Source organism: Pseudomonas sp. HN11, assembly GCF_021390155.1.
Lineage (GTDB): Bacteria > Pseudomonadota > Gammaproteobacteria > Pseudomonadales > Pseudomonadaceae > Aquipseudomonas.
Genome location: NZ_CP089985.1, coordinates 2670059 through 2697017 on the forward strand (window position 1 = coordinate 2670059; position 26959 = coordinate 2697017).

A 26959-nucleotide genomic window follows, 5' to 3' on the forward strand; every position below is an offset into this window, starting at 1 on the left:
AAATAACTTTAACAATTTTGACGCCAAGGAACAGTCATGGGTATACCCCCCGTTCAACGCCGGTTGCTAGTGGTCGATCCCTGTGCCGACTGTCACGGGCTGCTGCCCGGTTTACGCACGGCGGGGTGGGAGGTCGACAGTTGCACCTTGGAAGCGGTCGGTGACCGCTCCTGTGACGTCGGCCTGCTGCGTCTGCAGCCCTATCACTTGGAACGTCCGGAAGCGGTCAAGGAACTGATCGGCCGAAGCGGCGCTGAGTGGATCGCCGTGCTCAGCCACGATGTGCTGCGCTTGCAGAACGTCGGTGATTTCGTTTGCGAGTGGTTTTTCGACTTCCACACCTTACCTTTCGATGTTTCCCGCGTGCAGGTCACCCTGGGGCGGGCCTTTGGCATGGCTCGCTTGCGGGGCAAAGGCCAGGCGCAGGTTGATGAGCCGGAACATGAATTGCTGGGCGAAAGCCGGCCCATCCGCGAATTGCGCAAGCTGCTCTCCAAACTGGCGCCCACCGAATCCCCGGTATTGATCCGTGGCGAAAGCGGCACCGGTAAAGAGCTGGTGGCCAAGACCCTGCATCGCCAATCCCAGAGGCACGCCAAGCCGTTCGTGGCGATCAATTGTGGTGCTATTCCTGAACACTTGATCCAATCCGAATTGTTCGGCCATGAGAAGGGCGCATTCACCGGTGCCCATCAGCGCAAGGTCGGGCGCATCGAAGCCGCCAATGGCGGTACTTTGTTTCTTGATGAAATCGGCGATTTACCGATGGAACTGCAAGCCAATCTGCTGCGCTTTCTTCAGGAAAAACAGATTGAACGCGTGGGTGGCAGCCAGCCGATTCCCGTGGATGTGCGGGTACTGGCGGCGACTCACGTCGATCTGGAAGCCGCCGTGGCGAAGGGTAGCTTTCGCGAAGACTTGTATTACCGGCTCAATGTGCTTCAAGTGATCACCGCTCCCTTGCGCGAGCGTCATGGTGACGTTGCGATGTTGGCTAACCACTTTTCGCGCTTCTATAGCCAGGAAACCGGCCGACGTCCACGCAGCTTCAGTGATGATGCCTTGGTCGCCATGGGTCAGCATGCTTGGCCGGGCAATGTCCGCGAGCTGGCCAACCGGGTACGTCGCGGACTGGTATTGGCCGAAGGGCGCCAGATTGAAGCCGTTGATCTGGGATTGCACGGCCAGCAGGCAATTTCGCCGGCCATGGCTACACTGGAAGACTACAAGCACCGCGCCGAACGTCAGGCGCTGTGCGATGTGCTCAACCGGCACAGCGACAACCTGAGTGTCGCGGCCCGTGTGCTGGGGATCTCCCGGCCCACATTTTACCGGTTGCTGCACAAACACCAGATCCGCTAGGGCGGGTAAACCGAAAAGCCCCGCAACGACCCTTATCGTTGCGGGGCTTTTCCTTGTGTGAGGTTTAGAAGTAGTACGGGAATTTCAGGCTGAACGTAAAGTCCGGCGCATCATCCGTCATCCCGATCGCCAGGTTCGGCACGATCGTCAGGTTATCCGACGCCGCAATCGTCATGCCCACGTTGAAGTAACCGGCGTTGGCATCGCTGGACACCACCGACTGCCAGTCGCCGCCATCGGGCTTGAGCTTGCTCTTGCGCTGAATCAGGTCGGACACCGAGAACGACATACTCATCTTCTCGTTCAACGCAAAGGCTACGCCGAGGCCGAGCTGGAAGCTGTCGCCCAGGCTGACTTTGCCGCCAACCTTTTGGTTGACGTCACTGCTGATGTCGTCGAACGACTCTTCGAAGTTGTGGGTATAGGACAACGAGCCAAACAGCACGGCCGGGTCGAAGGTCTTGACCAGCGAGATCCCCGGTGTGATCGACCAGACACCATTGCCGGTCGGCAGGTTTTCCGGCACATACAGGTTGTCGTTGGCGGTTGAGCGCACCAGCTTGATGCCGAACGGTTCTTTCCCCGTCGGCGCCTTGACGCGAACCGACACCACCGCATCCGGCAGCGTGGGGGTTTCATCCAGGAACTTGTAGGCCACGCCGAAGTTGACGTCGCCGATGGTTGGGTCACGGGTGACCGACTCTTCGGAAGTAGCGTTGCCATTGTTACCGGCGCCGCCCGACTGGTAGGTCGATTCGCGATACACCACGGGAACATTCACATCGAACTGCCAGCGGTTGTCGAGGTTGTAGCGACCGGTGAGATCGAGGGTCCAGTTATCCGCTTTGATCCGGTCCAGATTGATATTGCCAAGAAAGATCGAATCCAGCGCCAGGAAACCATTGAGCGTGAGCTGACGCGCATCGTAACGCGCATAGGTGACGCCGGTTTCAAAGCTGAACTTGCCATTGCCGAAGAAACCACTGGCTTCGTTGTAGAGGTTGCTTACGCTTTGCGCCGGCGCCGAATCATCCTTGAGCGACTGGCCGTAGGAACTGCCGCCACCGCCCGCACCACCTGAGGCTGCCGCCGCCCCGGTGCCCGCGACGGTTGCGCCGCTGGCTTTCTGGAAATCCGCCGGGGATTTTGCCAGGCGTTTCGGTGGTGGGGCCGCTGGTTGATCCTCCACTTGACGCACCCGTTGCTCCAATACCGCCAGGGCTTTTTGCTGCACTTCGTACCGCTGCTTGAGTTCCAGAAGCTCCCGTTTGAGGGTCTCGATATCAGCATCTGGCGCGGCATACAGAACTGATGCGGGCAAGAGCGTACTTAAACAGACCACCGCACGTAGCGATAACGATCGATGCATGAAATAAGCCGTCCTTTTCTAATGCGTAAGTGTCGAGGGTCAGCGTAGTTCAATAACCTAGAGTGCGTAGGCCTTTGAGTTGATCCAAGTTGCAGTTCAGTGCCGGGTTGTTCAGGCCGTTATTCATCACCACGTTGAGCTGGGTCATGTTGGCGACGAAGTTTCTATCGCCAGTCAGTACTGTGCCTTGCAGCACTTGGCCGCCGCCGATCTGCTGGAGGCTATTGCCTTGGTTGTGATTGCCCTGGATCGCCATCTGCAGGCCGCCATTGTTGGCCGATACGCTCACGCGACCTGCCGCGCTGTCTCCGGTGACAATACCGCCAGCGACCAGCACTTTCCCGGATTGCACGGCGTTGGAGGGGGCGAAGCCGTTCTCGGTGACGTTGATGCCGACATTGTTGTAAGCGGTGTTGCCGTCACCCGCGGTGCGCACGCTTTGGGTCACGCCCGAACCGGTGCCCAGGCCTGCCCCTGCGCTTACGTTACCGGTGCCCGTATTCGGATTGGTGCCCGTACCTGTCGAACCGGTGGTCTGTACGTAGAATTGTGGGGTGATAGTGGAAGAGTCGACTTGCATGCTGGCCTTGCCGGTGATGGTGTCACCCACGGCATTGGTCCAGGTGCTGCTCATGACAATACCGAAGCTGACAATCCGCCCCGGCATCACATAGCGCCCGCGCAGCTCGGCCATTTCCGAGTCCTTGAGTTCGATCGGTTTGAACGCCGATGAAGCATGAGCGGGCATTGAGGCTGCCAGACACAAGACCGTCAGCCAACGGGAAGTGTTCATCTTCTGCTCCTGGAGCGTCCTGCCCCTTATTGCGCTTCTTAGAAGAAGTCGCTCTGGATGAAACCGAAGTCCATCAACTCGGCATCGCCGACAGGCCTGAACTCATTCATCTTGTTCTTGGCGGTCAGTGGCCTGGGCGGGTCGAGCAAGGCGTTGGCCTTGTCGTAACCTTCACCCAGCACGGCGAATACGATGCCATTCCAGCCCTTGACGAAGTCGTCGTGTGAGTAACGCTTATGGCCCAGCACCGGATCGCCGATATAGACCCAGTCCTTGTCCGCGCGCTGCAACACCACGAAGTGCTTGTAACCACGAATTTCCAGCAACACCACCACAGGGATCTTCACGGTTACCAGGGTTTCTGGTCCGATCTTGTAGCCCCTGGCACGCATGCCGATGCTTTCGAGGTAGCGCTTCATGTCCAGCATGGAGAAACCCTGGGTGCGGACCAGGTCCTGGTCTGCATTGACCAGCATGCCTTTGATGATGTGGTCTTCGTCTACGTCGAGCCAATAGCCCTGACGCAGGATGGTGGCGAGTGCCGCAGCACCACAGCTGAAATCGGTTTTCTGTTCCACCAGGTTTGCGAACCGGCGTTCACGGATGCTCTCGACCTTCTTGTAGATGACTGCGCCGCCAGGCATGGCGGAGATCGCCATAGTGCCTGCCCAGGTCGGACCGGTGAGCAGCATCAAGAGGGTGAGGGTCGCCAGGCGCATGATCGTATGACCTGTTGGATACTGATATAAAAAACAGGGAATAAAAAAGGGCCTTGTTGCCAAGGCCCCGTTGCATCAGAAGCGCACGCCGCTGGCGCAGACGCTGCAACCCTGGCCGATCGACAGGCTGTTGCTGCCTTGGTTGCCGGCGCCGGATTGCAGGTTTACACCTACGTTGCCGGAGTTGCGGTTAACCGAGTTGTCGAGGCTGGAGTTGTTGGAGACATATTGAGGCTTGCTGCCATGACCATAACCGTAGCTGGTGGCGGCGGTGTTGAGGTAGCTGTTGGCGAGCGAGTTTTGCTCGGTGTTGGCGGCCGCTGCGATGTTTTTACCGTCAGCAGTGGTGATTGCCAGGTTGTTTTTGCCTTGGTTGCCTTGACCGGCTTGGCCGTTGTAACCCAGGTTGCCGGAGTTGCCGTTAGCCGAGTTGTCCAGGGAGGCGTTGTTTTGAGTGCCTTTGTTGACGAAGTTGTTCAGCCCGCTGTTTTGATTCACATCGACCACGGCGAATACGGTTGCGAAGTCGCCTTTGGCGCTGGAAATGGCGCCAGAGTTGTCGGCCTGGTTGCCGCTGCCGGCTTGGACGTTCACACCGACGTTACCGCTGTTGCCGGTCACCGAGCCGTCGGCAGAGGCGTTATTTTCGGTTTTGGTATCGTCGAATTTGTTGCCTGCGCTGTTTTGCACATCCGTAACCACGGAGGCAACGACACCGGTTGGTTGAGGCGCAGGGTGCCAGCCACCTGCTTGAGCAGCAGCAGCCATGAGTGCGGCCAGAGCGAAAACCATTGGTTTCAGGGCCATTTGAGGTTTCATGGTGTTTCTCCTTGCTTCTAATTAGTGGGTTAAGTGTTGGTACGGTCTAACGTGCTACCAAGCGGTTACTTGATAGTGATGCCCAGGGTGTTAGCCACTCGGTTCCCCACCCCGGCACTCTGGTTCACCTGAATCACTCCTCGGCTGCCGGTGAAGGCCTGGTCGCTGGTCACGACCTGGCGGCTGCCAGTGGTGGGGGTGAGCCCTGAGTCGGTTGCCAGCGTCGTCGTGTTCTGTTGCAACAGGACGCTGTCGTCAATGCTTTGCGGGCCAGGGTTGATGCTGATCCGCACGGCATTGACTGATTGGTTATTGGCTCCGGCTGACTGGTTGATGCCCAACATGCCGTTGCCATTGGTAAAAGAGGTGCCCTCGATCGAGGCCTTGGCGTTCAGAGAGGGGTCGACCTTGCCGTCCATGCTCTGGATATTGGAGGTAGTGGCCTGGCCACCGAGCGCGACAGCGCGGTTGTTGGCGGTTTGCTGCTGGTTGCCCGCCGCCTGGTTGATCATCACGTTGCCGTTGTAGCTTTGGCCGCTGTTGTTGATCACGGCGCTGTTGTCGGCCATGACCGCCGCGCTGCCCAGCAGGGCCAGAAGGAGCACGGAACGCTTCATTATTTGCCCCCCATCATGCTGCCGATGTTGTTCAACGGTGCCATGCCGCGCTGGATCGAGTCGCTGATCTGTCCGCCCATGGATGCGCCGGCACCGTGGCCGGCGGCGGTGCCAGAACCCAGTGTCGACACGCTGCCTTGGGTGTTATTCAAACCAGGGATGTTGCCGTTGGGCATGATGGCGCGGGTAATGCCTGAGCCGCTGCTGATGCCACCGATGTCCATGTCACTGAGCTCGCCGGTGGAACCCAGGATCTCGCGGCTTGGATTGGCGTTGGCGGTGGTGGGGTAGGGGTCTTTGCCGAATGCAGGGCGTCCGTACATGTGCCCTTGTACATCGCGGCCGGTCACGATAACGCCGTCACCCGCATGGCTCGGAACACTGATGCCGGCAGTAAGTACACAGCTGATCAGCAGTACGTTCATCGAACCTTGAGTGAGTGTATTCACGACGGCATTCCTTATTCTTCACGCTGACCCTAAACAGCGCTGTAAGGGATAGAGCAGAAGCCGTGCCGCTTTTTATTTTGTGTTGATATTCAACGTGTTGAAGATATTGGGGGGCGAAGTCCTCGCAGCGTTGTTTCAACAATGAAACAACGCCTTTGCAGGGCGAACCGATACAGCCATTGCGCAGACGCTTCACTGGGCTGTATCAGTGGTGAAACACCGGGACAGAAAAATTGACGAGTCCGCCTCGCACGGGCGCTGCGGAGCCGGAGGGTGTTAGAAAAGTGGACACTTTAGACGCAAGACCCCCCTTGACTGCAGGCAGCGGGGTCAGCTTTTCGGGGTTTTACGCGGGATGGAGTTCAGTACGGGGTTGCCATCCTGATTTTGGGTCAGGTAGACCGGCAACACCTTAGGCAGGGAGGGGATGAGGTTGTTGACCTCATTGATGTTGTAGATGCCACCGATGCGAATCGCTCCGGTGTTGGCGTCGGCCAGCATCACCGGTTTGGTCAGGTAGCGGTTGATCAGCGGCAATGCATCGGCCAGGGCCAGGTTGTCGAGGATCAGCTTGCCTTGGCGCCAGGCCAGTGCGGTGTCGTTGGGGTTGATAGCCTGCACGCGTGGCGTGGCGTCACCCTGTTGATAGCTGGCCTGCATACCGGGAGTAAGTGGCACACTGCCGTGGACCTTGTCGCTGGAAATCTGTACCGAGCCCTCGAGCAGCATCACCCGCACCTGGTCTTCGTATTTCCAGACGTTGAATTGGGTGCCGGTCACCCGCACCTGGCCTTCGCCCGTGCGTACGATAAACGGATGCGCAGTGTCATGGCTGACTTTGAAGAATGCCTCGCCTTTTTTCAGCGTGACCCGGCGCATATCCTTGTAGTTGCTGTAGACCAATTCCGTGCCCAGGTTCAGCTCTACCTGGCTACCATCGCCCAGCGTGACCTGACGCAACCCCTGGGTGGCGTCATAGCTTTCGTAAGCGCTGGGCAACCAGCCGGCCTCCCATCCGCTAAAGGCGGCCATGGGTAACGCGACCAGACTGATGGCCGCCGCAACCGCGTAGGTGCGCAAACGGCTGCGAGGCTTGACCGGCACCACGACAGCGGCAGGTGCATTACGCGGCAGATGGTCGGCGACGTCCCAGATTTCGAGCATCGCGGCGTATTCGAAAGCGTGTAGAGGATGAGAATCGTGCCAATGAGCAAAAGCCTCACGCTCGCTAGTTGTGCAATCGCTCGCGTGCACACGCATGCACCAATGCGCGGCGGCGTCGGTGATGGCGTCATATTCGGCTTCTGAAAGGGACTTTTCGCTCATTAACTCATCCTGATTTCGCACATTCTAACCTCCCTGGGTGGACGGCGAGAACAGCCATCATGGCGATTGCACATCAATTGGAACTTATTCTCGTTTGGGCGAACCTAACGATTTCAGGACATTCCCACAATGGAGAACGAAAATGCTGAAGAAAACCTTACTCGCCCTGTGTGCTACCACCGCGCTGCTTGGCGCCGGCTCCGCCCTCGCCGATAAGCCTGGCGCGGGCTGGATCACTATTGAAAAGGCGATTGAAGTCGCTAAGACCAAAGGTGGTTATGTCGAGGTGTACGCTGCCGAGGCGGATGACAACGGCTATTGGGAAGTCAAAGGCCGCAAGGCCGATGGCACTGTGTATGAAGCGCGTATCGACGGCGCCTCCGGCAATATCCTGCGTGACCAGAAAGACTGATAGACCCCTCGGGGGCCTGTTCAGGCCCCCGGACCCAGTTGCCTTCCCAGGTGCGTGATCAAGAAAGGCATCAGCAGTGCGGCGGCGGTCGGGGAAGGAGGCCGCCAGTAAGCGACGGGCTTCTTTGAGGTCAATATAGTGCTTTCAGTCTGACGCTCGACAGCAGTTCCGCGCGGAACTTGTCGTTCATCACGTGGTAGATAACTGACCAAAAATGCCCGGGCCGGCAAAGTCGATTGACAGCAGGCTGCGGGCGCGTTGTTTAATCACAGGTCTGGTTCTTTCGTCTTGTTGCGCCTTCCAATCATAAAAACGGAGCTGCAGATGTCTACGCCGTCAGAGATCATTGAGGGTTCTCGTGTCGCCATCGCTTTCGCTGAACTGGTAACGTTGCTGCGACAGGTGTTTGTACGGCAGGGTACTTCGCCCGAAGTGGCCGTGATCCTCGCCCACAACTGCGCCAGTGCCGAGCGTGACGGGGCCCACAGCCATGGCATTTTCCGTATTCCCGGTTACGTCAGCACCCTGGCCAGCGGCTGGGTAAATGGCCGCGCAGTGCCGCAGGTCACGGATGTGGCCTCGGGGTTTGTACGGGTGGATGCCGGTAACGGCTTCGCCCAGCCGGCATTGGAAGCCGCCCGGGCGTTACTGGTGGAAAAGACCCGCAGCGCCGGGATTGCCTTGTTGGCGATCCATAACTCCCATCATTTCGCGGCCCTGTGGCCGGATGTTGAACCCTTCGCCGAGCAAGGTCTGGTGGCGTTGAGCGTGGTCAACAGCATGACCTGTGTGGTGCCCCATGGCGCCGACCGTCCATTATTCGGCACCAACCCGATTGCCTTCGCAGCACCTCGTGCCGATGGCCCGCCCATTGTGTTTGACCTGGCCACCAGTGCTATCGCGCACGGCGACGTGCAGATTGCCGCGCGCAAGGGCGAGCGCTTGCCGCCGGGAATGGGCGTGGACAGTCTGGGCCAACCGACCCAGGACCCGCGGGCAGTGCTGGAAGGTGGCGCGTTGTTGCCTTTTGGCGGGCACAAGGGCTCGGCGCTGTCGATGATGGTGGAGTTGCTGGCGGCGGCGCTGACCGGCGGTCATTTTTCCTTCGAGTTCAATTGGGCTGACCATCCTGGGGCCCGTACGCCATGGACCGGGCAGTTGCTGATCCTCATCGACCCAAGCAAGACCGCCGGACAAAGCTTCGCCGAGCGCAGCCAGGAGTTGGTGCGGCAGATGCATGCGGCGGGGTTGCGGCGGCTGCCGGGGGATCGACGTCATCGCACACGGGCGCGCTCGGACGAGCAGGGTATCGAGGTTGACATTGAGGCGTTGGCGCATTTGCGGGAATTGGCCGGCCAGTAAAACAGGCTGCGCCGGCGCTGGCGCAGCCCCTTCGATCAGTTGCGGCGACCCAATAGCAAGCCTACGACCAAGCCAAAGCCTGCGGAGATGGCGACGGTCTGCCACGGGTGACCACCAATGTAGGTTTCGGTGGCGTCCACCACCGGCTTGCTGCGCTCGCGCACGTTGGACACCGAGTCCAAGGCTTGCTTGAGTTTGATCGCGACCTGCTCGCGAAGGGTTTCACCTTCTTCGCCGACCAGGGAAGCGCTGCTTTTGAGCAGCTTGTCCGATTCTTCGATCAGCGCCGTCAGTTCACTGAAAGCTTGATCCTTGATTTGTTCTTCGACGGCTTGGGCAGCGGATTTGCGGGCCATTGTGTGACTCCTTGCGAGTGAATGTGACAGTGAACAATGGAGTGTCGGGCGACAGCAAAAGTTGCAGTTTTTTTGCTGCTGTCCGGTCTTGAGTAAAATCCGAATCAGGAACGTTCGACCTACAGTGTAAGATGTCGCCTATTTGTGCAGCAGGAAATCCAACATGAGTTTCAATCTGGCCAACAAGACCCTCGCCGAGCGCGCCGAACTGGAAGATGAAAAGTCCCGCCTCTATGACCTATGGCAAACCAACCTGGGCAAGGCCAAGGGCGAGGCTGCCCGCTTGTTCGGCGAGCGCGCCAAGCGCAAGGGCAAGTGGGCTGAGTGGGTGCGCGCCGAACTCGACGGCATGTCGCCGCCTGAGTTCTCCAACATGGTGCGCAGTGAGGTCAACAAGTTGATGGCGGCGGCCAAGTAAAGGTCGCCACAATCGCTTCACGCACCTTCAGCAACAGCGGATCGAGTTGCACCTGTGTTCGCCAACCCAGCTCCACCGGGTAGCGCGGCAGAGCCAGTGGGCATGCGAGTACCCGCAAGCCGGTCATTGCACCAATGGCCTCGGCGGCGTGCCCGGGAATGGTTGCCACCGCCTGGCTGCCCTTGAGCAGAAACGGCAGCGCCGCGAAGTGGCTGGTGGACGCGCACACCTGGCGGCTCAGCCCTTGGGCCGCCAGGCCCTCGTCGGTAATCCCGATAAACCCGCCTGACGACACCAGCACATGCTCGCGCGTGACGAACTCGTCCAGGCTGATGCTGGTCTGTTCCGAATCCATCAGGCAGCGGTAATCACCTTCGCCCACGACCTGTCGACTCAATCGGCCTTGGGCGAACCCCCCAGCCGTGATGGCAAGGTCGAGGCTGCGGTCAAGTAGGGCCTCTGCGACGATCTGGCTATGGGTCTGACGGAAAATCACCCGGAGTTTGGGCGCGCGTCGGCCGATTTCCTCCATCAGCCGGCGACCATACGCAATCTCGAAATCATCCGATAAACCCAGTACCACGGAGCGACCTTGGTATTGCTGGTTATCCGGATCGACCATCGCCAGGCTTTGCCGACAGCGCTCCAACGCCTCGCTGATCACGGGCTTCAGCTGATTGGCCCGTAAAGTCGGTGCCAGGCCGCGTCCGGTACGCACGAACAATTGATCGCCATACACCTCGCGCAAGCGCCGCAGACCCGCGCTGATCGCCGATTGCGTCACGCCTAGGCGCAGCGCCGCACGACTGGCGCTGGACTCGTCGTGCAAGGCTTCGAAGGTTTTCAGCAGGTTGAGATCGACTTGGGCGATATTTATTTGGCTCATATCATTCAGCATTGAGGTGGGCTTTATTCATGATCGAGGGTCGCAGGAGAATGGGCAACCCCCATCATCTGGAGTGAACACGATGCCCGTTTCTACTGTAGCGGCCCTGCAAATCGGATCCCTGTCTGGCGGCAAGGGCGAAACCCTGGTGCAGATCCTCAGCTATGAGGACGAGATCTCGCGCAGCGGTGCGCAATTGGTGGTAATGCCCGAGGCCCTGCTGGGTGGCTATCCCAAAGGTGAAGCCTTCGGCACGCAGTTGGGGTATCGGCTGCCGGAAGGTCGCGAGACCTTCGCTCGCTACTTTGCCAATGCCATCGATGTTCCCGGCGCTGAAACCGAGGCGCTGGCCGGGCTGTCGGCGCGTACCGGCGCCAGCGTCGTAATCGGTGTGATCGAGCGCAGCGCCAGCACACTGTATTGCACCGTGCTGTATTTCGAACCGGCGGGAGGGCTGGTGGCCAAGCATCGCAAGCTTATGCCCACTGGTACCGAACGGCTGATCTGGGGCAAAGGCGACGGCTCGACCCTGCCGGTGATCGATACGGCAGTGGGACGCATTGGAGGCGCGGTGTGCTGGGAAAACATGATGCCGTTGCTGCGTACCGCGATGTACGCCAAGGGCGTGGAGGTCTGGTGTGCGCCGACGGTGGATGAGCGCGAGATGTGGCAAGTGAGCATGCGCCATGTGGCCCATGAAGGACGCTGCTTCGTGGTGAGTGCATGTCAGGTGCAGGCGTCACCCGAGGCCCTGGGGGTTGAGGTAGCGAACTGGCCGGCTGAGCGTCCGTTGATTGCCGGTGGCAGTGTGATTGTCGGGCCCATGGGTGACATTCTGGCTGGGCCGTTGCTGGGAGAAGCCGGGTTGCTCACAGCGCAAATCAACACGGATGATTTGGTATGTGCGCGGTATGACTATGACGTGGTGGGGCACTACGCCCGGCCGGATGTGTTTGAGTTGACCGTGGATGAACGGGCCAAGCCGGGCGTGCGCTTTATCATCGATTGAACACCGCTCCCACATGGAATCCTCAGCGTTTGGAGGATTGGGATTCCAGCCACTCTTCACGGGTCATCTCCCAGATCTCCCGTGGGAAAATGCCTTCGACAAACCGGCCTTCATCCGTCTTGATCAGTCGCATGCCGGCGCGTTCGGAGATCCGTCGCGACCCTTGGTTGGGCGCCGCCTTGGGGACGTGCAATACCGGACGTTCGAGCACGCCGAACCAGTAGTCGGTGACCGCCGCGCTGGCTTCACTCATCAACCCTTGACCCTGCCATGGCTGGCCGAGCCAGAACCCACGGTTGTCGCCCTCGGTATCGAACAGGCTGATGTTGCCGACCAACGTGTCTGGTGAGTGCTTCAGGCAGATCGCCCAGTGCCATTGCTCGCCACGCGCCATTCCCGGTAGGGCGACGTTCTCCAGGAAGCTGCGCGCGCCGTCGGCGGGGTAGGGCCAGGGCACCTCGGCGTTGAGGTAGCGCACCACTTCCCAGTGGGCAAACAGCTGTTGGACCGCGTCGGCATCGTCCAGGGTCAGCGGGCGCAATATCAGTCGTTCGGTATACAGCGTCGGTTGCATGGCGTTTACCAAGTGGCAGTATTCGGCAGGTCCAGTGTGCCACGCTCCACAAAACGCATCGTGCCAAACAACCCGCCCGCCAGTTTGCCCCGCAGCACATAGGGCAGGTTGTTCAAGCTCTGGGTCTGGCTCAGGCCCAGGGTTTGGCGCAACACTGAAAACGCCGAAACACTCACCGGCACCATCAGCACGGTCTCGGAAAAGCGCGGGATGGATCCGCTTTGATCACTCACCCCCGACGCCAGCGGCCGGCCGTTGACCTCCAGGTCCAGGGCCAGGCCGTTGTAGTCGATCGCCGTTTCATTGGGGTTTTGCACCCGCAGTTTCACGGCGAAACGCACTTCGAGGTCCTGGCTTTGCAGCGGCTCGATGCCCACGACATTGATGTTGACCGGATCGCGGTTGGGGAACAGCGCGCAAGCGCTCAAGGTCAGCAGCAACAGCGATAGAACCATGAGCTTGCGCATCGATAAGTGCTCCTATTTCGGGACGTCCGGATCCTGCATCACTTTGAGGGTAGAGGACTCCGGATCAAATTCATCTTCTTCCAGCTCTATGAACTCCTCCGGCAGGAAAATGTTCAGCAGGATTGCACAGAAAGCCCCCACGGTGATCGGCGACTCGAAGATGTTGTGCAACGCCTTGGGCAAGTCGCGCAACACTTCCGGCACGGCGGCAACGCCCAGGCCCATGCCGAGGGAGATCGCCACGATCAGTACATTGCGTCGATGCAACCCGGCTTCGGCAAGGATTTTGATCCCCGCCACGGCCACGGTGCCGAACATGATCAGGGTCGCGCCGCCCAATACTGGCTTGGGCATCAGTTGCAGCACCGCGCCGATCATCGGGAACAGCCCCAGCAGCACCAGCAGGCCGGCGATGAAGTACGCCACGTAGCGGCTGGCCACGCCCGTCAGCTGGATCACCCCGTTGTTCTGGGCGAAGGTCACCATTGGCAGGCTGTTGAATGTAGCGGCCATCGCCGAGTTGAGGCCGTCGGCCAGCAGGCCCGACTTGATGCGCTTGATATACAGCGGCCCCTTGACCGGCTGCTGGGAAATCATCGAGTTGGCCGTCAGGTCACCGGCGGCTTCCAGGGGCGAAATCAGGAAGATCACCGCCACCGGGATAAACGCTACCCAGTCGAACGAGAAGCCGTATTTGAACGGCACCGGCACACTGATCAAGGGCACCTGGGGCAACGCGGCCATGTCCACGCGCCCCATCAGCCAGGCCACGACGAAGCCCAGGGTCAGGCCGATGACAATGGAACCCAGGCGCAGGAACGGGTTGTTGAAGCGGTTGAGTACCACGATGGTCAGCAGTACCAATGCGGCCAACCCCATATTGCTCGCGGTGCCCAGGTCTTTGGCGCCAAAGCCGCCGGCCATGTCGGTGACCGCCACCTTGATCAGCGACAACCCCATCAAGGTAATGATGGTCCCGGTGACCACCGGGGTGATCAGCTTGCGCAGCTTGCCGATGAACTGGCTGAGCACCACCTCGATAAACGCAGCGAAAAAGCAAATGCCAAAGATCGTCGAGAGAATCTCATCGGTGCCGCCGCCTCGGGTCTTGACCATGAAGCCCGCGCTGAGAATCACGCTGATAAAGGAAAAACTGGTGCCCTGCAGGCACAACAGCCCCGAGCCGATCGGGCCGAACTTGCGTGCCTGTACAAAGGTGCCGAGCCCCGACACAAACAGCGCCATGCTCACCAGGTACGGCACTTCGCTTTCCAGGCCCAGCACGCCGCCGACGATCAGGGTGGGGGTGATGATGCCGACAAAGCTGGCGAGCACATGCTGCAACGCGGCAAAAATGGCGGCGGTGAAGTGCGGGCGGTCTTCCAGGCCGTAGATCAAGTCGGATTTATAGCGGGGACGGGGAGCTTGAGCGTCAGACAAAATGCGGGCTCGGGTCAGAAAATGGAGGCGCAGAATGCCAGAAAGCGCCGGTCGTCAGAAGCGTAAAAAAATATTTATAAAGCCCTGCATAAAAATCAGGAAGCTGCCGATATCTCGTATAGGCCCACATACTAACGACAACAGTGGTGACCAAGGTCCAAGCAGCGCGTTGACGCTGACGGATCGTTTCGCAGCAGGGACGCTCGCAAACACTCCATCTGAGAGCACCCCCCTATGTCCCTCCGTCAGCTGAATATTGCCCCACGAGCGTTTCTTGGTTTCGCGTTCATTGCGTTGTTAGTGGTTTTATTGGGGGTGTTTGCGGTCAACCGCATGACACAGATTCGGCAATCCTCGGTGGACATGACCGCTACCCAACTGCCCAGCGTAACTTCGCTGGCCGTTATTACGGAAAACGTGTTGCGCCTGCGCATCCTGTCTTTCCGTGTGCTGGTCAATCGCGAACCTGCCAGCCTGCAAGAAGCTGAAACCCGCATGGCTGTGCTCGCCGACAAGGTCAAGACCGCCCAGGCCAGCTACGCGGTACTACCCGCCGGCCCGGAAGAGGCCGCGCTGTACAAAACCTTCGTGGTCACGCTGGACAACTACTTCAAGGCCCAGGCCGACATGCTCGCGCTGTCCAAACAGGGCAAAGTCGATGAAATGCGTGCCCTGATCAACAGCCGCATCAAGGACGGCACCGACCAGATGGGCGAGCAACTGAACAAGCTCATCGCCATCAACGCGGCCGATGCCAAGACCGCCGACGCTGACGCTGGGCAGAGCTATGACGGCGCCATTACCGGCGTGATTGCAGTTTCCGTCGTTGCCGCGTTGCTCACCGTGCTGCTGGCATGGTTGTTGACCCGCAGCATCGTCACGCCACTGCGCAAAGCCGTGGAAGTGGCCGAAACCATCGCCGGTGGCAACCTCAGCAAGGCCATCGAAGACGACGGCAAGGATGAGCCGGCACGCTTGTTGGGTGCCCTTGCCGCGATGCAGGCCAACCTGCGTCAGACTATCCAGCACATCGCCGGCTCGGCCACCCAGCTCGCCTCGGCAGCCGAAGAGTTGAGCGCGGTCACTGAGGAAGCCTCCAAAGGCTTGCAGCAACAGAACAATGAAATCGATCAGGCGGCCACTGCAGTCAACGAGATGACGGCGGCGGTGGAAGAAGTGGCCCGCAACGCGGTGTCTACTTCCGAGGCCTCAACCCAGTCCAGCCAGGCCGCCCGTGAAGGCCGCGACCGTGTGGTGGAAACTGTCGGCGCCATCCAGACCATGACCCAGGACGTACAAAACACCGCCGCAATGATCGAAGGCCTGGCCACCCAAGGCCGGGATATCGGCAAGGTGCTGGACGTTATCCGTGCGATTGCCGAGCAAACCAATTTGCTGGCCCTCAACGCCGCCATCGAAGCCGCCCGTGCCGGTGAAGCCGGACGCGGTTTTGCGGTGGTGGCCGACGAAGTGCGCGCGCTGGCCCATCGCACCGCGCAGTCGACCCAGGAAATCGAGAAAATGGTCGCCGGTATCCAGAACGGCACCGGCGAAGCCGTGCAATCCATGCAACAGAGTAACCAGCGCACCCAGGACACCCTGGAAATGGCACGCGCCGCCGGTGTCGCCCTGGAGCAGATCACTCAGTCGATCAGCCTGATCAACGAACGCAATCTGGTCATCGCCAGCGCGTCGGAAGAACAGGCCCAGGTCTCCCGCGAAGTGGACCGCAACCTGGTGAACATCCGCGACCTGGCGACCCAGTCGGCGGCGGGTGCGAACCAGACCAGCGCGGCCAGCCATGAACTTTCGCGCCTGGCGGTGGATTTGAACGGGATGGTGGCGCGGTTCGTTATCTGACCTGAATGAGGTCGAAATGTGGGGGCGGGCTTGCTCGCGAATGCAGTGGATCAGTCAAGAGATCTATCGACTGACATACCGCATTCGCGAGCAGGCCCGCTCCCACATTGGTTTTGTGGTGTTACAGGAATCAGTGTTTCCAGGCGGCCGGGTTCACCAGGTTCTGCGGTCGCTCGCCGGACAACGCCTGCAACAGATTATCCACCGCACACGTGGCCATCGCCTCCCGCGTCTCATGCGTCGCCGAACCGATATGGGGTGTGGCCACCACATTGTTCAAGCGCAACAACGGCGAGCCATGATCCAGCGGTTCCTTCTCAAACACATCCAAACCCGCCGCTCGAATGGTGCGTTGTTGCAGCGCTTGCACCAGCGCGGCCTCGTCCACCACCTTGCCCCGCGAAATATTGATGAAGATCGTCTCCGGGCCCATCAGCGCGAACTGTTCTGTGCCGATCAACTTCTCGGTTTCAGCGGTGAGTGGCAAGGTCAGGCAGACAAAGTCGGCCTGTTGCAGCAAGTCGTTCAAGCTGCGGTACTGCGCACCGAAACGCGCCTCCACCGCTGGCTTGGGCGAATGGCTGTGGTAGATCACCGGCATGCCGAAACCAAAATGCCCGCGCTGGGCCAAGGCCTCGCCGATGCGGCCCATGCCGATGATGCCGAGGGTCTTGCCATGCACGTCGCTGCCGAAATGCGCCGGGCCGATGTTTTTGCTCCACTGGCCGGCGCGCACCATGTCGGCCAGTTCGACCACGCGCCGCGCGGTGGCCAGGATCAGCGCAAAACCGGTGTCGGCGGTGGTCTCGGTGAGCACATCCGGGGTGTTGCTGAGCAGGATGCCGCGCCCTGTCAGGTAGTCGATGTCGTAGTTGTCGACGCCTACCGACACGCTGGCTACCGCTTCCAGTTGCGGCGCCAGGTCGAGCAGCTTCGCATCCAGGCGCAGACTGGCACCCAGCAGGCCGTGGGCGCCGGGCAGGGCGTCGCGCAACTTGGCCAGGCCGGTGTCATCCAACGCTTCGATCAGTGTGACCTCGGCCTGTTCATGCAGGCGGGCCATCAGTGGCGCGGAGAGTTTCTTGTACAACACGACTGATTTTTTCATGCGGTCTTTACCTTCAATTCCAGGTTGGGCGCCGGCGTGCGGTCACTGGCGCCGGGCTTGAGAAAAATCGTCAGCACCACCGACAGCAGCAACGCGCCGCTCATCAGCAGGTACGAAGCGCCGGGCGAACCGGTGCTGCTATTGAGATAGCCCACCAGGTACGAGCCGCCAAATGAACCGAGGGCGCCCATGCTGTTAATCAGCGCCATGGCGCCGCCAGCGACGTTGGCCGGCAGGATTTCCGGGACGATGGCGAAAAACGGACCGTAGGGCGCATACATGCAGGCCCCGGCAATCACCAGCAAGGTGTAGGACCACCAGAAGTGTTCGGCACCCAGCACGTAGGACGCGTAGAAAGCAATCGAGGCAATCAACAACGGTGGCCATACGAAACGCTTGCGTTTTTGCAGCTTGTCCGAGCCCCAAGACACCACCAGCATGCCGATCACCGCCGCCAGGTAGGGCAGCGCCGACAGCCAGCCGGCCTCGACCATGTCCATCTGCAAGCCTTGCTTGAGGATCGACGGCAGCCACAGCACAAAGCCGTACACGCCAATGCTCCAGCAGAAGAATTGCAGGGCCAGGATGATGACCTTGGGCGAGCGGAACGCTTCGGCGTAGTTCTTCACCGCCTTGATCCCGACTTGCTCGGCGGCCAGCGCGGTTTCCAGGTCCTGTTTCTCAGCGTCGCTCAGCCACTTGGCGTCCTTTGGACGCTCATCGGCCAGTTTCCACCAGATAAACGCCCACAAGACCGCCGGTAGGCCTTCGATGATAAACATCCAGCGCCAGCTGAAATGCTGCACCAGGTAGCCTGACACCACCGACATCCACAGCATGGTCACCGGGTTGCCGAGGATCAGAAAGGTATTGGCACGCGAGCGTTCGGCACGGGTGAACCAGTGGCACAGATACACCAACATCGCCGGCATCACGGCGGCTTCGACTACGCCGAGCATGAAGCGGATCACGATCAGCATGTAGGCATTGGACACCACGCCGGTCAGGGTGGCCAAGCCGCCCCACAGGATCAGGCTGACGAAGATCAGTTTCTTGACACTGCGCTTTTGCGCGTAGATCGCCCCCGGCACCTGGAAGAAAAAGTAGCCAAGGAAAAACAGCGCGCCCAGCAATGACGACATGCCAGGGGTGATCATCAGGTCTTCGGCCATGCCGGAGGCGGCGGCGAAGCCGTAGTTGGCGCGGTCCAGGTACGCCAGGCTGTAGGTGATGAAGACGATGGGCATGATGTACCACCAACGGCGGGTGGCGAGTTTCACGGTTTCCATGGGGTTGCTCCTGAGCTTGTTGTAGTTGTGGCAACAGGTAGTGGGTTAGGCAACGGATCGGATCGGTAACTCTGAACGGGCGGGCAGGCCTTCCATATCGCCACGGCTTTGCACGGCGCGACTGCCGATCCAGTTGCCGCGCTGTACCGCCTCGGGGAAGCTGAGGTTTTCCAGCAGGGCGCTGATCATGCCCACGGCAAAACCGTCGCCGGCACCGACTGTATCCACGACTTTTTCCACCCGCACGGCGGCGACAAAGCCCTGGTCCATCTGGGTACGGTAGTAGGCGCCATCCGGGCCGAGCTTGATCGCCACGGCTTCGGCGCCCTGGTCGAGGTAGAACGCGGCGATGTCGGCCGGGTCATCGAAACCGGTGAGCAAGCGGCCTTCGCCAAGACCCGGCAAGACCCAGTCGGCCAGGCCGGCGAGGGCGTTGATTTCACGGATCATCGTCTGTTGGTTGGCCCACAACGACGGGCGCAGGTTGGGATCGAACGACACGCTGCGCCCGGCCTTGCGCATCTGCGTCATCAGCTCGACGGACAACTCACGCGTCGCCTCGGACAATGCCGGTGGAATGCCGGTGGCGTGCAGGTGACGGGCTTGCAGCAGAGCAGGGCTGATAGCCGCGATGGACAAGTGACTGGCCGCCGAACCCTTGCGGAAGTATTCCACTTGGGGATCATCGCCCGCTTCTTCACGGGATTTGAATTGAAAACCGGTGGGGTGCGCCGGATCGACGGCCACATGCCGGCAATCCAGGCCTTCTTGGGTCAGCGTGTCGACCACAAAGCGCCCGAGGGAATCATTGCCTACCCGGCTTAACCAGGCCACGTTGAAACCCAGGCGCGACAGGCCGATGGCGACGTTGCTGTCGGCACCCGCGATCCGTTTATGGAACTGCGTCACTTGGGCCAGATCGCCCGTTTGCTCGGCGACAAACATCGCCATGGTTTCACCAAACGAGAGGATATCGATCTCAGACATGAACATGCTCCGCACGGGGTTGGCCCAGCAGGGTGAGGGTGGCGACCTGCTGCGCAGTGATTGCGACCAGGTCATCGCCTTGCAGTGGGAATTCCACAGCCCGGCTAATACCTGGAGTCATGTGCTTGAGCAGTTGTTCCCACAAATGCAGGTCGGTGGCGCCGGGCGGCAGGGCCACCAGCTTGCCATCAGCGCGGCGTGCAACGGCCTTGCAGTGCAGGTAATCCACATGCCGGCCGAGCAGGCGCGCAGCGGTAAGGGCGGACTGGTCTTGCCACTGCCAGTTGCCGATATCGAAGGTCATCTTCACCGGCAGGCCCTGGCGTTCAACTTCGGTGAAGAAACGCTGCATGGGTTCGATGCGGCCACCGTGCAGGGTCTGGTCGTTCTCGACCAACAAGCGGACCGGGTGGCGGTTGAGCAGGGCGTGCAGGCTTTCCAGGTCGTTGGTGTCGGTAAAGTAACCGAGGGAGACTTTCAGCCAGCGTGAGCCGAACGCCTGCGCCCGATCCAGGGTGGCCGCGAGTTCGGCATTCGGTTGGGCGCGGCCGGCGACCCACAGTTCCAGGGGCGATGAGAACACCGATTCCAGGCCCTGTTGCGCTGCGGCCTGGGCCAGTTTGGTGGGGTGTTCGTGGGTTAAAAGCTCTTCTCGCCATTCGATTCGATGGGCACCGGCAGCCGCGAGTAATTGGACAAAACTCAGTTGGCCCTGCTGGCGTACCAAGTCGGCGCCGTAGCTGGAAAGGCTGATGGAGACGGGGTATTTATGCATTGTTGTTTACCTCTGAAACCGGTTTCATTTTTGATCAAAAAATTTTCAGATGGGCTGGGTCGAGCCACGAACGATCAACTCGGGCAGGAAATCCAGAGTGCGCGTCGGCTCGGTATCGCCGCGCAGGCGCTTGAGCAGGCAGTCGAATGCCGTGGCGCCGATGGCCTCGGTCGGCTGGGCAAGGGCGGTAATGCCCGTGCCCACCAGTGGGTACCACTCCAGGTCATCCAGGGCGATCAGGCCGATGTCGTCAAACAGGCTGCACCCCAGGTTCTTCAGCGCGCGGGTGCAAGCCAGCGCCGCGACGCCATTGGCACAGAACAGTGCCTTGGGGCCAGGTTTTGCGAGAAAGGTGTGCAGGTGTTGTTGCAGTGTTTCATCCAGCTCCAGCACAGCGCCGGTCAATGCCGAGCGGCTAGCGATTTCAGCCTTGAAACTGTTCAGGCGCTCCAACCGCGAACTGGTGCCATCGGTGGCTTCACTCACCATCAGCACATCGCGATAACCCTGTCGTTCGAGGTGTTCCACTGCCATACGCACCGCCGCCGGGTTGTCCAGGCCGACCAGGTCGCTGTGCAACGGCTCGACCTTGCGGTCCACCAGCACCAGGGGCATTTCCCGTTGCAGCTCCAGCAGTTGGTCGAGGTGATGGCCGAGGGTGTTCACGATCAGCCCTTCGATGTTGTACGAACGCAATGCCGCCAGGTGCTGGCGCTCCTGTTCGTCATCGCGGTCGGTGTTGCACACCACCAGGCTGTAGCCGTGCTGGCGGCAGGCGGTTTCAACGCCGTGCATTACGGCAATGGAATAGGGGTTGCGAATATCGGCTACCAGCATGCCGATCAGGCGGGTGCGGCCGCGTTTCAGGCCTCGGGCCATCTGGTTGGGTCGGTAGCCGAGTTGTTCGATGGCTTGCTCGATGCGCTGGGCTATGGCATCGGAGAGCAGGCCGCGGTCGTCGCCGATGAAGCGCGACACGCTGGCTTTGGACACGCCAGCGCGCTCGGCCACATCTAGCATGGTCACACGGCTGCGCTGGGCGGCGGAAAAAGTGTTCACGGTCATCGACCTTCTGTTTTTATTGGAATGACTGAAACCGGTTTCAGGAAACCACCAAATGAGGAAAGTCGTCAAGCTGTTGTAGGACAAAGTCGGATGGCCGGTGCGTCAAATCACCACACTCAGCCAAGTCGCCACCAGCAGTAACAGTGCCATGCTGCGGTTGAAGCGCTGCATCGCCCTGGCCGAACGAAACAGCCGTGCCGACCCCACGCCCAGCAACGCCCAAGTGCCCAGGCACGGCAGCGATATCAGGAAAAATATCAGGGACAGGTACACCACTTGGCTCTGGCGCTCAGCACCGTTGCCGGCAAATACGCTGACCACCGCCAGCGCCATCATCCAGGTTTTCGGATTGATCACCTGCAGGCTGGCGGCGCCGATCAGTCCAAGGGGCTTTTCGCTGGCTTGCACGTCAATGGCTTGGGCGGGCGCGCTGAAGATCTGCCAGGCCAGGTAACTCAACCAGGCGATGCCGATCCATTGCATGGCCATTTGCACCTTGGGCACATGCACTAACGACTGGCCAAACCCGCTGCCCACCACCAACACCAGGCCCGCAGCGCCCGCGCAGGCGCCGAGAATGATCGGCAAGGCGGCCTTGAAGCCATGGCGTGCGCTGTTACTCAGCACCAGGATGTTGGTGGGGCCGGGGGTGATCGACGCCACAAAGGCGAACAATATAAACGGCAACATGACAGGAGACTCCAGTAAACCAATCGATGGAGTCGATCTTCACAAACGCACTTGCTACCTGTCTGGAAGATTTGAGCAGCGCTTGCGGTACGCCGCCGGTGTCAGCCCATAGGCGCGCATGAACCACCGGCCCAGGTGGCTCTGATCGGAGAAACCCAGGGCAATGGCGACGTCCGCCGGTTGTTCGCCCCTGGCCAGCAAATGCCGGGCGCGTGCCAGGCGCAGTTGCACAAGGTAGGCGTGGGGCGGCAGGCCGAACGCGCTCTTGAACGCACGAGTCAGACGGAAACGGTCGACGCCGCAGGCCAGGGCCAGTTCGTCCATGCCCACATCAACGTGCAGATGGGCGTGCAGATATTCCTGCGCCTTGTGTGCAACCAGCGGCAGGCGTGGGTCTTCGCGGTAGCGGGTGCGCCAGTAGAGTTGACCGGTGAGGCGCTCCAACAATTGGTCCATGGCGCGCTGGCGTACGATGCGCAATTCGCCGCTGTGCAAGGCCTGGAAAGCTTGGCTGGTGGCGAGTGCCAGCCGTGGGTCATTGGTCAAGATGCTGGCGAAACTCAATTGGCTATCCAGAGGCGCCTCTTCGAACACTGCGCTGACTTCCCGCGCCAACCAATGCGGGTCGAGGTAGAGCATATGGTAAGTGAAGCCATCTGCGGTGGGCGCGTCGCCGTCATGCAGTTCGCCGGGCTCCACCAGGAACACCTGGCCCGGCACGCTGTTGTGGCGGGTGCGACGGCAGTTGAATTGCTGTACGCCCTGCTCGGTGACGCCGATCAGGTAGCTGTCGTGCCAGTGAGGGTCGTAGGCATGGCCTTGAAAATGCGCGCGCAGGGTCTCGATGCCGGTGTCGGCGTCCTGGGACAGGTCGATCCAGTTGTGCGCGGTCATAAAACACCGAAGCGGACTAAGTGAGGCTATTAGCGACCAACAGCGGATAGGCGTCTAGAAGGTTTGTGCAGCGTCAGCCGAACAGCCCGGCGGCGATATTGATCGAGAACCCCAGGATCGCCGTGTTGAACAGAAATCCGATCAACGACTGCCCCAATACCACCTTGCGCATGCCCCGCGTGGCGACGCCCACATCGGAGGTTTGCACCGCCACGCCGATGGTGAAGGAAAAATACAAGAAGTCCCAGTAGTTGGGCGTTGTCAGGCCCTCGGCAAAACGCAACGCCGGCTCCTTGCCGTCCCAGGTGTAATACAGGCGGGCGTAATGCACGCTGAAAATCACCCCGATCAGCAACCACGAACCGATCACCGTCAGCCCGGTAAACCCGTAGTGCAGCAGGCGTTCGGAACTGGCCAGGTCTTTGCTGCCCACCAGTTCGAAGGTGATGGTCGCCAGGCTGGCGATGGCGGCGATGCAGACGGTGAACAGCACCAACCCGGCGTTTTCATCTTCGACCTCGGCGATGCGTTTTACATCCTCGGCCTTGGCGCGGCGGGTCAGCCAGAGCATCAGTGCGAGGTAGGTCCAGACGCCGGCGTTCCAGCCCATCAGGATTTTGCTGACGAGGGTATCGGCCGGCGCCAGGATGCCCACGGCAATCCCGAACACGGCGGCGGCGGAGAGGCGAGGGTGGGTGCGGGCTAGAAAAGACATGGCGCTCACGAATCAGGGCAGTTGTGAGCACCATAGGTTGCGCCGCTGTAAGCGGCAAGTTAGAAGCCTGTCTGCTATTACTTGCCGCTTGAAGCTTAATGCTAGCCGCTGCGTTTACGCACCAGCTTCATGACCACCACAAAGAACACCGGCACAAACACCACCGCCAGCGTCGCCGTGATCATCCCGCCGATCACCCCCGTACCAATCGCCTGCTGGCTGGCCGAGCTGGCGCCCGTGGCAATCGCCAGCGGCACCACGCCGAGGATGAACGCCAGGGACGTCATGATGATCGGCCGCAGGCGCAACCGTGCGGCTTTCAAGGTGGCGGTGACCAGGTCTTCACCCTGGTCATACAGGTCCTTGGCGAACTCAATGATGAGGATGGCGTTCTTCGCCGACAAGCCGATGATGGTGATCAGGCCGACTTTGAAGAACACATCGTTGGGCATGCCACGCAAGCCCACCGCGACGACCGCGCCGAGTACACCGAGCGGCACCACCAGCAACACCGACGTTGGGATCGACCAGCTTTCATACAGCGCCGCCAGGCACAGGAACACGATCAGCAGCGATAAGCCCAACAACAATGGCGCTTGAGAGCCGGACAGGCGTTCCTGCAACGACAGACCGGTCCATTCCTGGCCCAGGCCTGCCGGCAACTGGCTGACCAGTCGCTGGATTTCGTCCATCGCCTCGCCGGTACTGTGACCCGGCGCCGCTTCGCCCGAAATCGCGATGGCCGGGTAGCCGTTGTAGCGGGTCAGTTGCGTCGGGCCCTGAGTCCATCTGGCTTCGACAAACGACGACAGTGGCACCATCTTGCCGGCGTTGTTGCGCACATTGATTTTCATCAAGTCCGCCACCTGGCTGCGCTGGTCGCCTTCGGCCTGCACCACCACCCGTTGCATGCGGCCCTGGTTGGGGAAGTCGTTGATGTAGGCCGAGCCGATGGCCGAGGACAACACATTGCCCACGTCCGCGAAAGACACGCCTAGCGCGTTGGCCTGCTTGCGGTCCACTTCCAGCTGCACTTGCGGGGCTTCGGCCAGGGCGCTTTCGCGCACGTTGGCCAGGATCGGGCTTTTCTCGGCGGCCGCGAGCAACTCGGTCCGTGCCGCCATCAGCGCGGCATGGCCGACACCACCTCGATCTTGCAGACGGAACTCGAAACCACTGGAGGTGCCCAGGCCATCCACCGGCGGCGGCAGCACCGCATAGGCAATCGCATCCTTGAGCTCGCTGAAGGCCATGTTGGCGCGGTCGGCAATCGACGAGGCCGAATCATCGCTACTGCGCTCCGACCAATCCTTGAGCGTGGTGAATGCTAGCGCGGCGTTCTGCCCGGAACCGGAGAAGCTGAAGCCCATGATCATGGTGGTGTCGCCCACCCCAGGTTCTTCGGCATTGTGCGCCTCAATCTGCTCGGCCACCTGCACCGTGCGGTTCTTGCTCGCACCCGGTGGTAGCTGGATGTCGGTGATGGTGTAGCCCTGGTCTTCCACCGGCAGGAAGGAGGAGGGCAGCCGGCTGAACATCCAGCCCAGGCCTACCAGCAGCACCAGGTAGATCAGCAGGTAGCGGCCGCTGCGCTTGAGGGCATAGGCCACCCAGCCTTCGTAGCGGTCGGTGAACTGTTCAAAGCGCTTGTTGAACCCGCCGAAGAAACCGCCCTTGGCATGGTGCGCGCCCTTGGCAATCGGCTTGAGCAAGGTGGCGCACAGGGCCGGGGTCAAGGTCAGGGCGAGGAATGCCGAGAACAGGATCGACGTGGCCATCGACAACGAGAACTGCTGGTAGATAACCCCCACGGAACCTGCCATGAACGCCATTGGCAGGAACACTGCGACCAGTACCAGGGTAATGCCGATGATAGCCCCGGTGATCTGGCCCATGGCCTTTTTCGTCGCCTCCTTGGGCGACAGGCCCTCGGTGGCCATGATGCGCTCGACGTTCTCCACCACCACAATGGCGTCGTCCACCAGGATGCCGATGGCCAGCACCATGCCAAACATGGTCAACACGTTGATCGAGAAGCCCAGCAGCAACATGGTGGCAAAGGTGCCCATCAAGGCAATCGGCACGACCAGGGTCGGGATCAAGGTGTAGCGCACGTTCTGCAGGAACAGGAACATCACCGCAAACACCAGCGCCATCGCTTCGAGCAGGGTGTAGACCACCTTGGTGATCGAGACCTTGACGAACGGCGAGGTGTCGTACGGGATCTTGTATTCCACATTGGTCGGGAAGTAACGCGACAGCTCATCCATCTTGGCCCGCACCAGGGTCGCGGTGTTCAGTGCATTGGCGCCCGGCGACAGCTGTACGCTGACCGCCGTGGACGGCTTGCCGTTCAGGCGAGTGGAGAACTGGTATTCCTGGCTGCCGACTTCCACCCGCGCCACATCGCCGATGCGCACGGTGGAACCGTCCGGGTTGGCCTTGAGCACAATGTCGGCAAACTCGGCGGGCGTCGAAAGCTGCCCTTTGACCAGGATTGCGGCGGTGATTTCCTGGGTGTTGGTACCTGGCAAATCACCGATGCTACCGGCCGAGACCTGGGCGTTCTGCGCGCTGATGGCGGCGTTTACGTCGGCCGGCGTCAGGTTGAAACCAATCAGCTTCTGCGGGTCGATCCAGATGCGCATGGCGCGCTCGGCGCCATACAGTTGGGCCTTGCCCACACCGTCGAGGCGCTTGAGTTCGTTCATCACGTTGCGCGCGAGGTAATCACTCAGCGCCACGTCATCGAGCTTGCCGTCGTTGGAGGTGAGCGTCACCAGCAGCAGGAAGCCGGCGGAGACCTTCTCCACCTGCAAGCCTTGCTGGGTCACCGCCTGTGGCAGGCGCGGCTCGACCGCTTTGAGGCGGTTCTGCACGTCGACCTGGGCCATTTCCGGGTTGGTGCCGGGCTGGAAGGTGGCGGTGATGGTGGCCGAACCCAGGCTGCTCTGGGATTCGAAGTACAGCAGGTGATCGGCGCCGTTGAGCTCCTGCTCGATCAGGCTCACCACGCTTTCATCCAGGGTCTGCGCCGATGCACCGGGGTACACCGCGTAGATCTCCACTTTCGGTGGCGCGACGTTGGGGTACTGCGCCACTGGCAACTGCGGGATCGCCAGCAGACCGGCCAGCAGGATAAACAGGGCGACCACCCAGGCGAAGATCGGGCGGTCAATAAAGAACTGCGGCATGGCG

General features: G+C 60.6%; 27 protein-coding genes. 6 read left to right on the top strand and 21 right to left on the bottom strand.

Going from position 1 to position 26959, the window contains the following annotated elements; translation table 11 throughout:
* The first annotated feature begins 36 nt into the window (after positions 1-36).
* A complete protein-coding gene (locus LVW35_RS12135; protein WP_233895747.1) occupies positions 37-1362 on the top strand; it encodes a sigma-54 dependent transcriptional regulator in 1326 nt (441 codons plus the stop codon).
* Between the two features lie 64 nt (positions 1363-1426).
* Here the strand turns inward: LVW35_RS12135 and LVW35_RS12140 are convergent, their stop codons facing one another.
* The 7 genes from LVW35_RS12140 to LVW35_RS12170 form a co-directional block, all read right to left on the bottom strand.
* On the bottom strand, positions 1427-2731 hold the full coding sequence (locus LVW35_RS12140) for a hypothetical protein (protein ID WP_233895749.1): 1305 nt from the start codon (positions 2729-2731) through the stop codon (positions 1427-1429).
* Between the two features lie 49 nt (positions 2732-2780).
* Positions 2781-3524, bottom strand: coding sequence for a hypothetical protein (locus LVW35_RS12145; protein ID WP_233895751.1), 744 nt, complete (start codon positions 3522-3524; stop codon positions 2781-2783).
* 38 nt (positions 3525-3562) lie between these two features.
* Entirely contained in the window at positions 3563-4243 is a 681-nt protein-coding gene (locus LVW35_RS12150; protein WP_233895753.1) for a C39 family peptidase, read from the bottom strand.
* 75 nt (positions 4244-4318) lie between these two features.
* Positions 4319-5062: a hypothetical protein gene (locus tag LVW35_RS12155; protein WP_233895755.1), complete on the bottom strand. Its 744-nt coding sequence runs from the start codon at positions 5060-5062 to the stop codon at positions 4319-4321.
* A 65-nt stretch (positions 5063-5127) separates the two neighbouring features.
* Positions 5128-5679: an adhesin gene (locus tag LVW35_RS12160; protein ID WP_233895756.1), complete on the bottom strand. Its 552-nt coding sequence runs from the start codon at positions 5677-5679 to the stop codon at positions 5128-5130.
* Positions 5679-6128: a hypothetical protein gene (locus LVW35_RS12165; RefSeq protein ID WP_233895757.1), complete on the bottom strand. Its 450-nt coding sequence runs from the start codon at positions 6126-6128 to the stop codon at positions 5679-5681. Before LVW35_RS12165 ends, LVW35_RS12160 begins: the two co-directional genes overlap by 1 nt.
* Before the next feature lie 330 nt (positions 6129-6458).
* Positions 6459-7454, bottom strand: a complete 996-nt coding sequence (locus LVW35_RS12170; RefSeq protein ID WP_233895758.1) for a FecR family protein — start codon at positions 7452-7454, stop codon at positions 6459-6461.
* 142 nt (positions 7455-7596) lie between these two features.
* On the opposite strand from LVW35_RS12170, the gene LVW35_RS12175 reads away from it, so the two are divergent.
* Together LVW35_RS12175 and LVW35_RS12180 are read left to right on the top strand one after the other, a co-directional pair.
* Positions 7597-7866 carry a PepSY domain-containing protein gene (locus LVW35_RS12175; RefSeq protein ID WP_233895759.1) on the top strand — a complete coding sequence of 90 codons (270 nt, stop codon included), beginning with the start codon at positions 7597-7599 and terminating at the stop codon, positions 7864-7866.
* Positions 7867-8190: 324 nt separating this feature from the next.
* Positions 8191-9228: an Ldh family oxidoreductase gene (locus LVW35_RS12180; RefSeq protein WP_233895760.1), complete on the top strand. Its 1038-nt coding sequence runs from the start codon at positions 8191-8193 to the stop codon at positions 9226-9228.
* A gap of 35 nt (positions 9229-9263) precedes the next feature.
* Here the strand turns inward: LVW35_RS12180 and LVW35_RS12185 are convergent, their stop codons facing one another.
* A complete protein-coding gene (locus LVW35_RS12185) occupies positions 9264-9584 on the bottom strand; it encodes a DUF883 family protein (protein ID WP_010172915.1) in 321 nt (106 codons plus the stop codon).
* A 163-nt stretch (positions 9585-9747) separates the two neighbouring features.
* Between LVW35_RS12185 and LVW35_RS12190 the strand changes: the two genes are divergently transcribed.
* Positions 9748-10002, top strand: a complete 255-nt coding sequence (locus tag LVW35_RS12190) for a hypothetical protein (protein ID WP_003190904.1) — start codon at positions 9748-9750, stop codon at positions 10000-10002.
* Here LVW35_RS12190 and LVW35_RS12195 read toward each other — a convergent pair.
* The gene (locus LVW35_RS12195) at positions 9974-10888 is read right to left on the bottom strand and encodes a LysR family transcriptional regulator (RefSeq protein WP_233895761.1); all 915 of its coding nucleotides are present in this window, start codon (positions 10886-10888) and stop codon (positions 9974-9976) included. The genes LVW35_RS12190 and LVW35_RS12195 overlap by 29 nt on opposite strands.
* An 82-nt stretch (positions 10889-10970) precedes the next feature.
* Here LVW35_RS12195 and LVW35_RS12200 point away from each other — a divergent pair, with 82 nt between their 5' ends.
* Positions 10971-11897: a carbon-nitrogen hydrolase family protein gene (locus LVW35_RS12200; protein ID WP_233895762.1), complete on the top strand. Its 927-nt coding sequence runs from the start codon at positions 10971-10973 to the stop codon at positions 11895-11897.
* 22 nt (positions 11898-11919) lie between these two features.
* Here the strand turns inward: LVW35_RS12200 and LVW35_RS12205 are convergent, their stop codons facing one another.
* The 3 genes from LVW35_RS12205 to LVW35_RS12215 are packed head-to-tail and all read right to left on the bottom strand — an operon-like array spanning position 11920 to position 14378.
* Positions 11920-12471 (bottom strand): GNAT family N-acetyltransferase, encoded by a 552-nt coding sequence (locus tag LVW35_RS12205; RefSeq protein ID WP_233895763.1) that lies wholly within the window; start codon positions 12469-12471, stop codon positions 11920-11922.
* 5 nt (positions 12472-12476) lie between these two features.
* Entirely contained in the window at positions 12477-12938 is a 462-nt protein-coding gene (locus LVW35_RS12210; RefSeq protein ID WP_233895764.1) for an LEA type 2 family protein, read from the bottom strand.
* Between the two features lie 12 nt (positions 12939-12950).
* Positions 12951-14378, bottom strand: a complete 1428-nt coding sequence (locus tag LVW35_RS12215) for a nucleobase:cation symporter-2 family protein (RefSeq protein WP_233895766.1) — start codon at positions 14376-14378, stop codon at positions 12951-12953.
* Positions 14379-14612: 234 nt separating this feature from the next.
* On the opposite strand from LVW35_RS12215, the gene LVW35_RS12220 reads away from it, so the two are divergent.
* Positions 14613-16238 carry a methyl-accepting chemotaxis protein gene (locus tag LVW35_RS12220; RefSeq protein ID WP_233895768.1) on the top strand — a complete coding sequence of 542 codons (1626 nt, stop codon included), beginning with the start codon at positions 14613-14615 and terminating at the stop codon, positions 16236-16238.
* Positions 16239-16368: 130 nt separating this feature from the next.
* Here LVW35_RS12220 and LVW35_RS12225 read toward each other — a convergent pair whose 3' ends face one another.
* The 9 genes from LVW35_RS12225 to LVW35_RS12265 form a co-directional block, all read right to left on the bottom strand.
* A complete protein-coding gene (locus LVW35_RS12225) occupies positions 16369-17346 on the bottom strand; it encodes a 2-hydroxyacid dehydrogenase (RefSeq protein WP_233895770.1) in 978 nt (325 codons plus the stop codon).
* Positions 17343-18635: an MFS transporter gene (locus tag LVW35_RS12230; RefSeq protein WP_233895772.1), complete on the bottom strand. Its 1293-nt coding sequence runs from the start codon at positions 18633-18635 to the stop codon at positions 17343-17345. Before LVW35_RS12230 ends, LVW35_RS12225 begins: the two co-directional genes overlap by 4 nt.
* Positions 18636-18680: 45 nt before the next feature.
* Entirely contained in the window at positions 18681-19622 is a 942-nt protein-coding gene (locus tag LVW35_RS12235; RefSeq protein ID WP_233895774.1) for a sugar kinase, read from the bottom strand.
* Positions 19615-20397 (bottom strand): sugar phosphate isomerase/epimerase family protein, encoded by a 783-nt coding sequence (locus LVW35_RS12240; RefSeq protein ID WP_233895776.1) that lies wholly within the window; start codon positions 20395-20397, stop codon positions 19615-19617. Before LVW35_RS12240 ends, LVW35_RS12235 begins: the two co-directional genes overlap by 8 nt.
* Before the next feature lie 45 nt (positions 20398-20442).
* Complete coding sequence (locus LVW35_RS12245) at positions 20443-21456, bottom strand: LacI family DNA-binding transcriptional regulator (RefSeq protein ID WP_442799648.1); 1014 nt, start codon at positions 21454-21456, stop codon at positions 20443-20445.
* Between the two features lie 108 nt (positions 21457-21564).
* The gene (locus LVW35_RS12250) at positions 21565-22152 is read right to left on the bottom strand and encodes a LysE family translocator (protein ID WP_233895779.1); all 588 of its coding nucleotides are present in this window, start codon (positions 22150-22152) and stop codon (positions 21565-21567) included.
* Between the two features lie 54 nt (positions 22153-22206).
* Complete coding sequence (locus LVW35_RS12255; protein ID WP_233895781.1) at positions 22207-23046, bottom strand: AraC family transcriptional regulator; 840 nt, start codon at positions 23044-23046, stop codon at positions 22207-22209.
* A 73-nt stretch (positions 23047-23119) separates the two neighbouring features.
* On the bottom strand, positions 23120-23761 hold the full coding sequence (locus tag LVW35_RS12260) for a DUF1345 domain-containing protein (RefSeq protein ID WP_233895783.1): 642 nt from the start codon (positions 23759-23761) through the stop codon (positions 23120-23122).
* A 101-nt stretch (positions 23762-23862) separates the two neighbouring features.
* The gene (locus LVW35_RS12265) at positions 23863-26955 is read right to left on the bottom strand and encodes an efflux RND transporter permease subunit (protein ID WP_233895785.1); all 3093 of its coding nucleotides are present in this window, start codon (positions 26953-26955) and stop codon (positions 23863-23865) included.
* Positions 26956-26959: the final 4 nt, after the last annotated feature.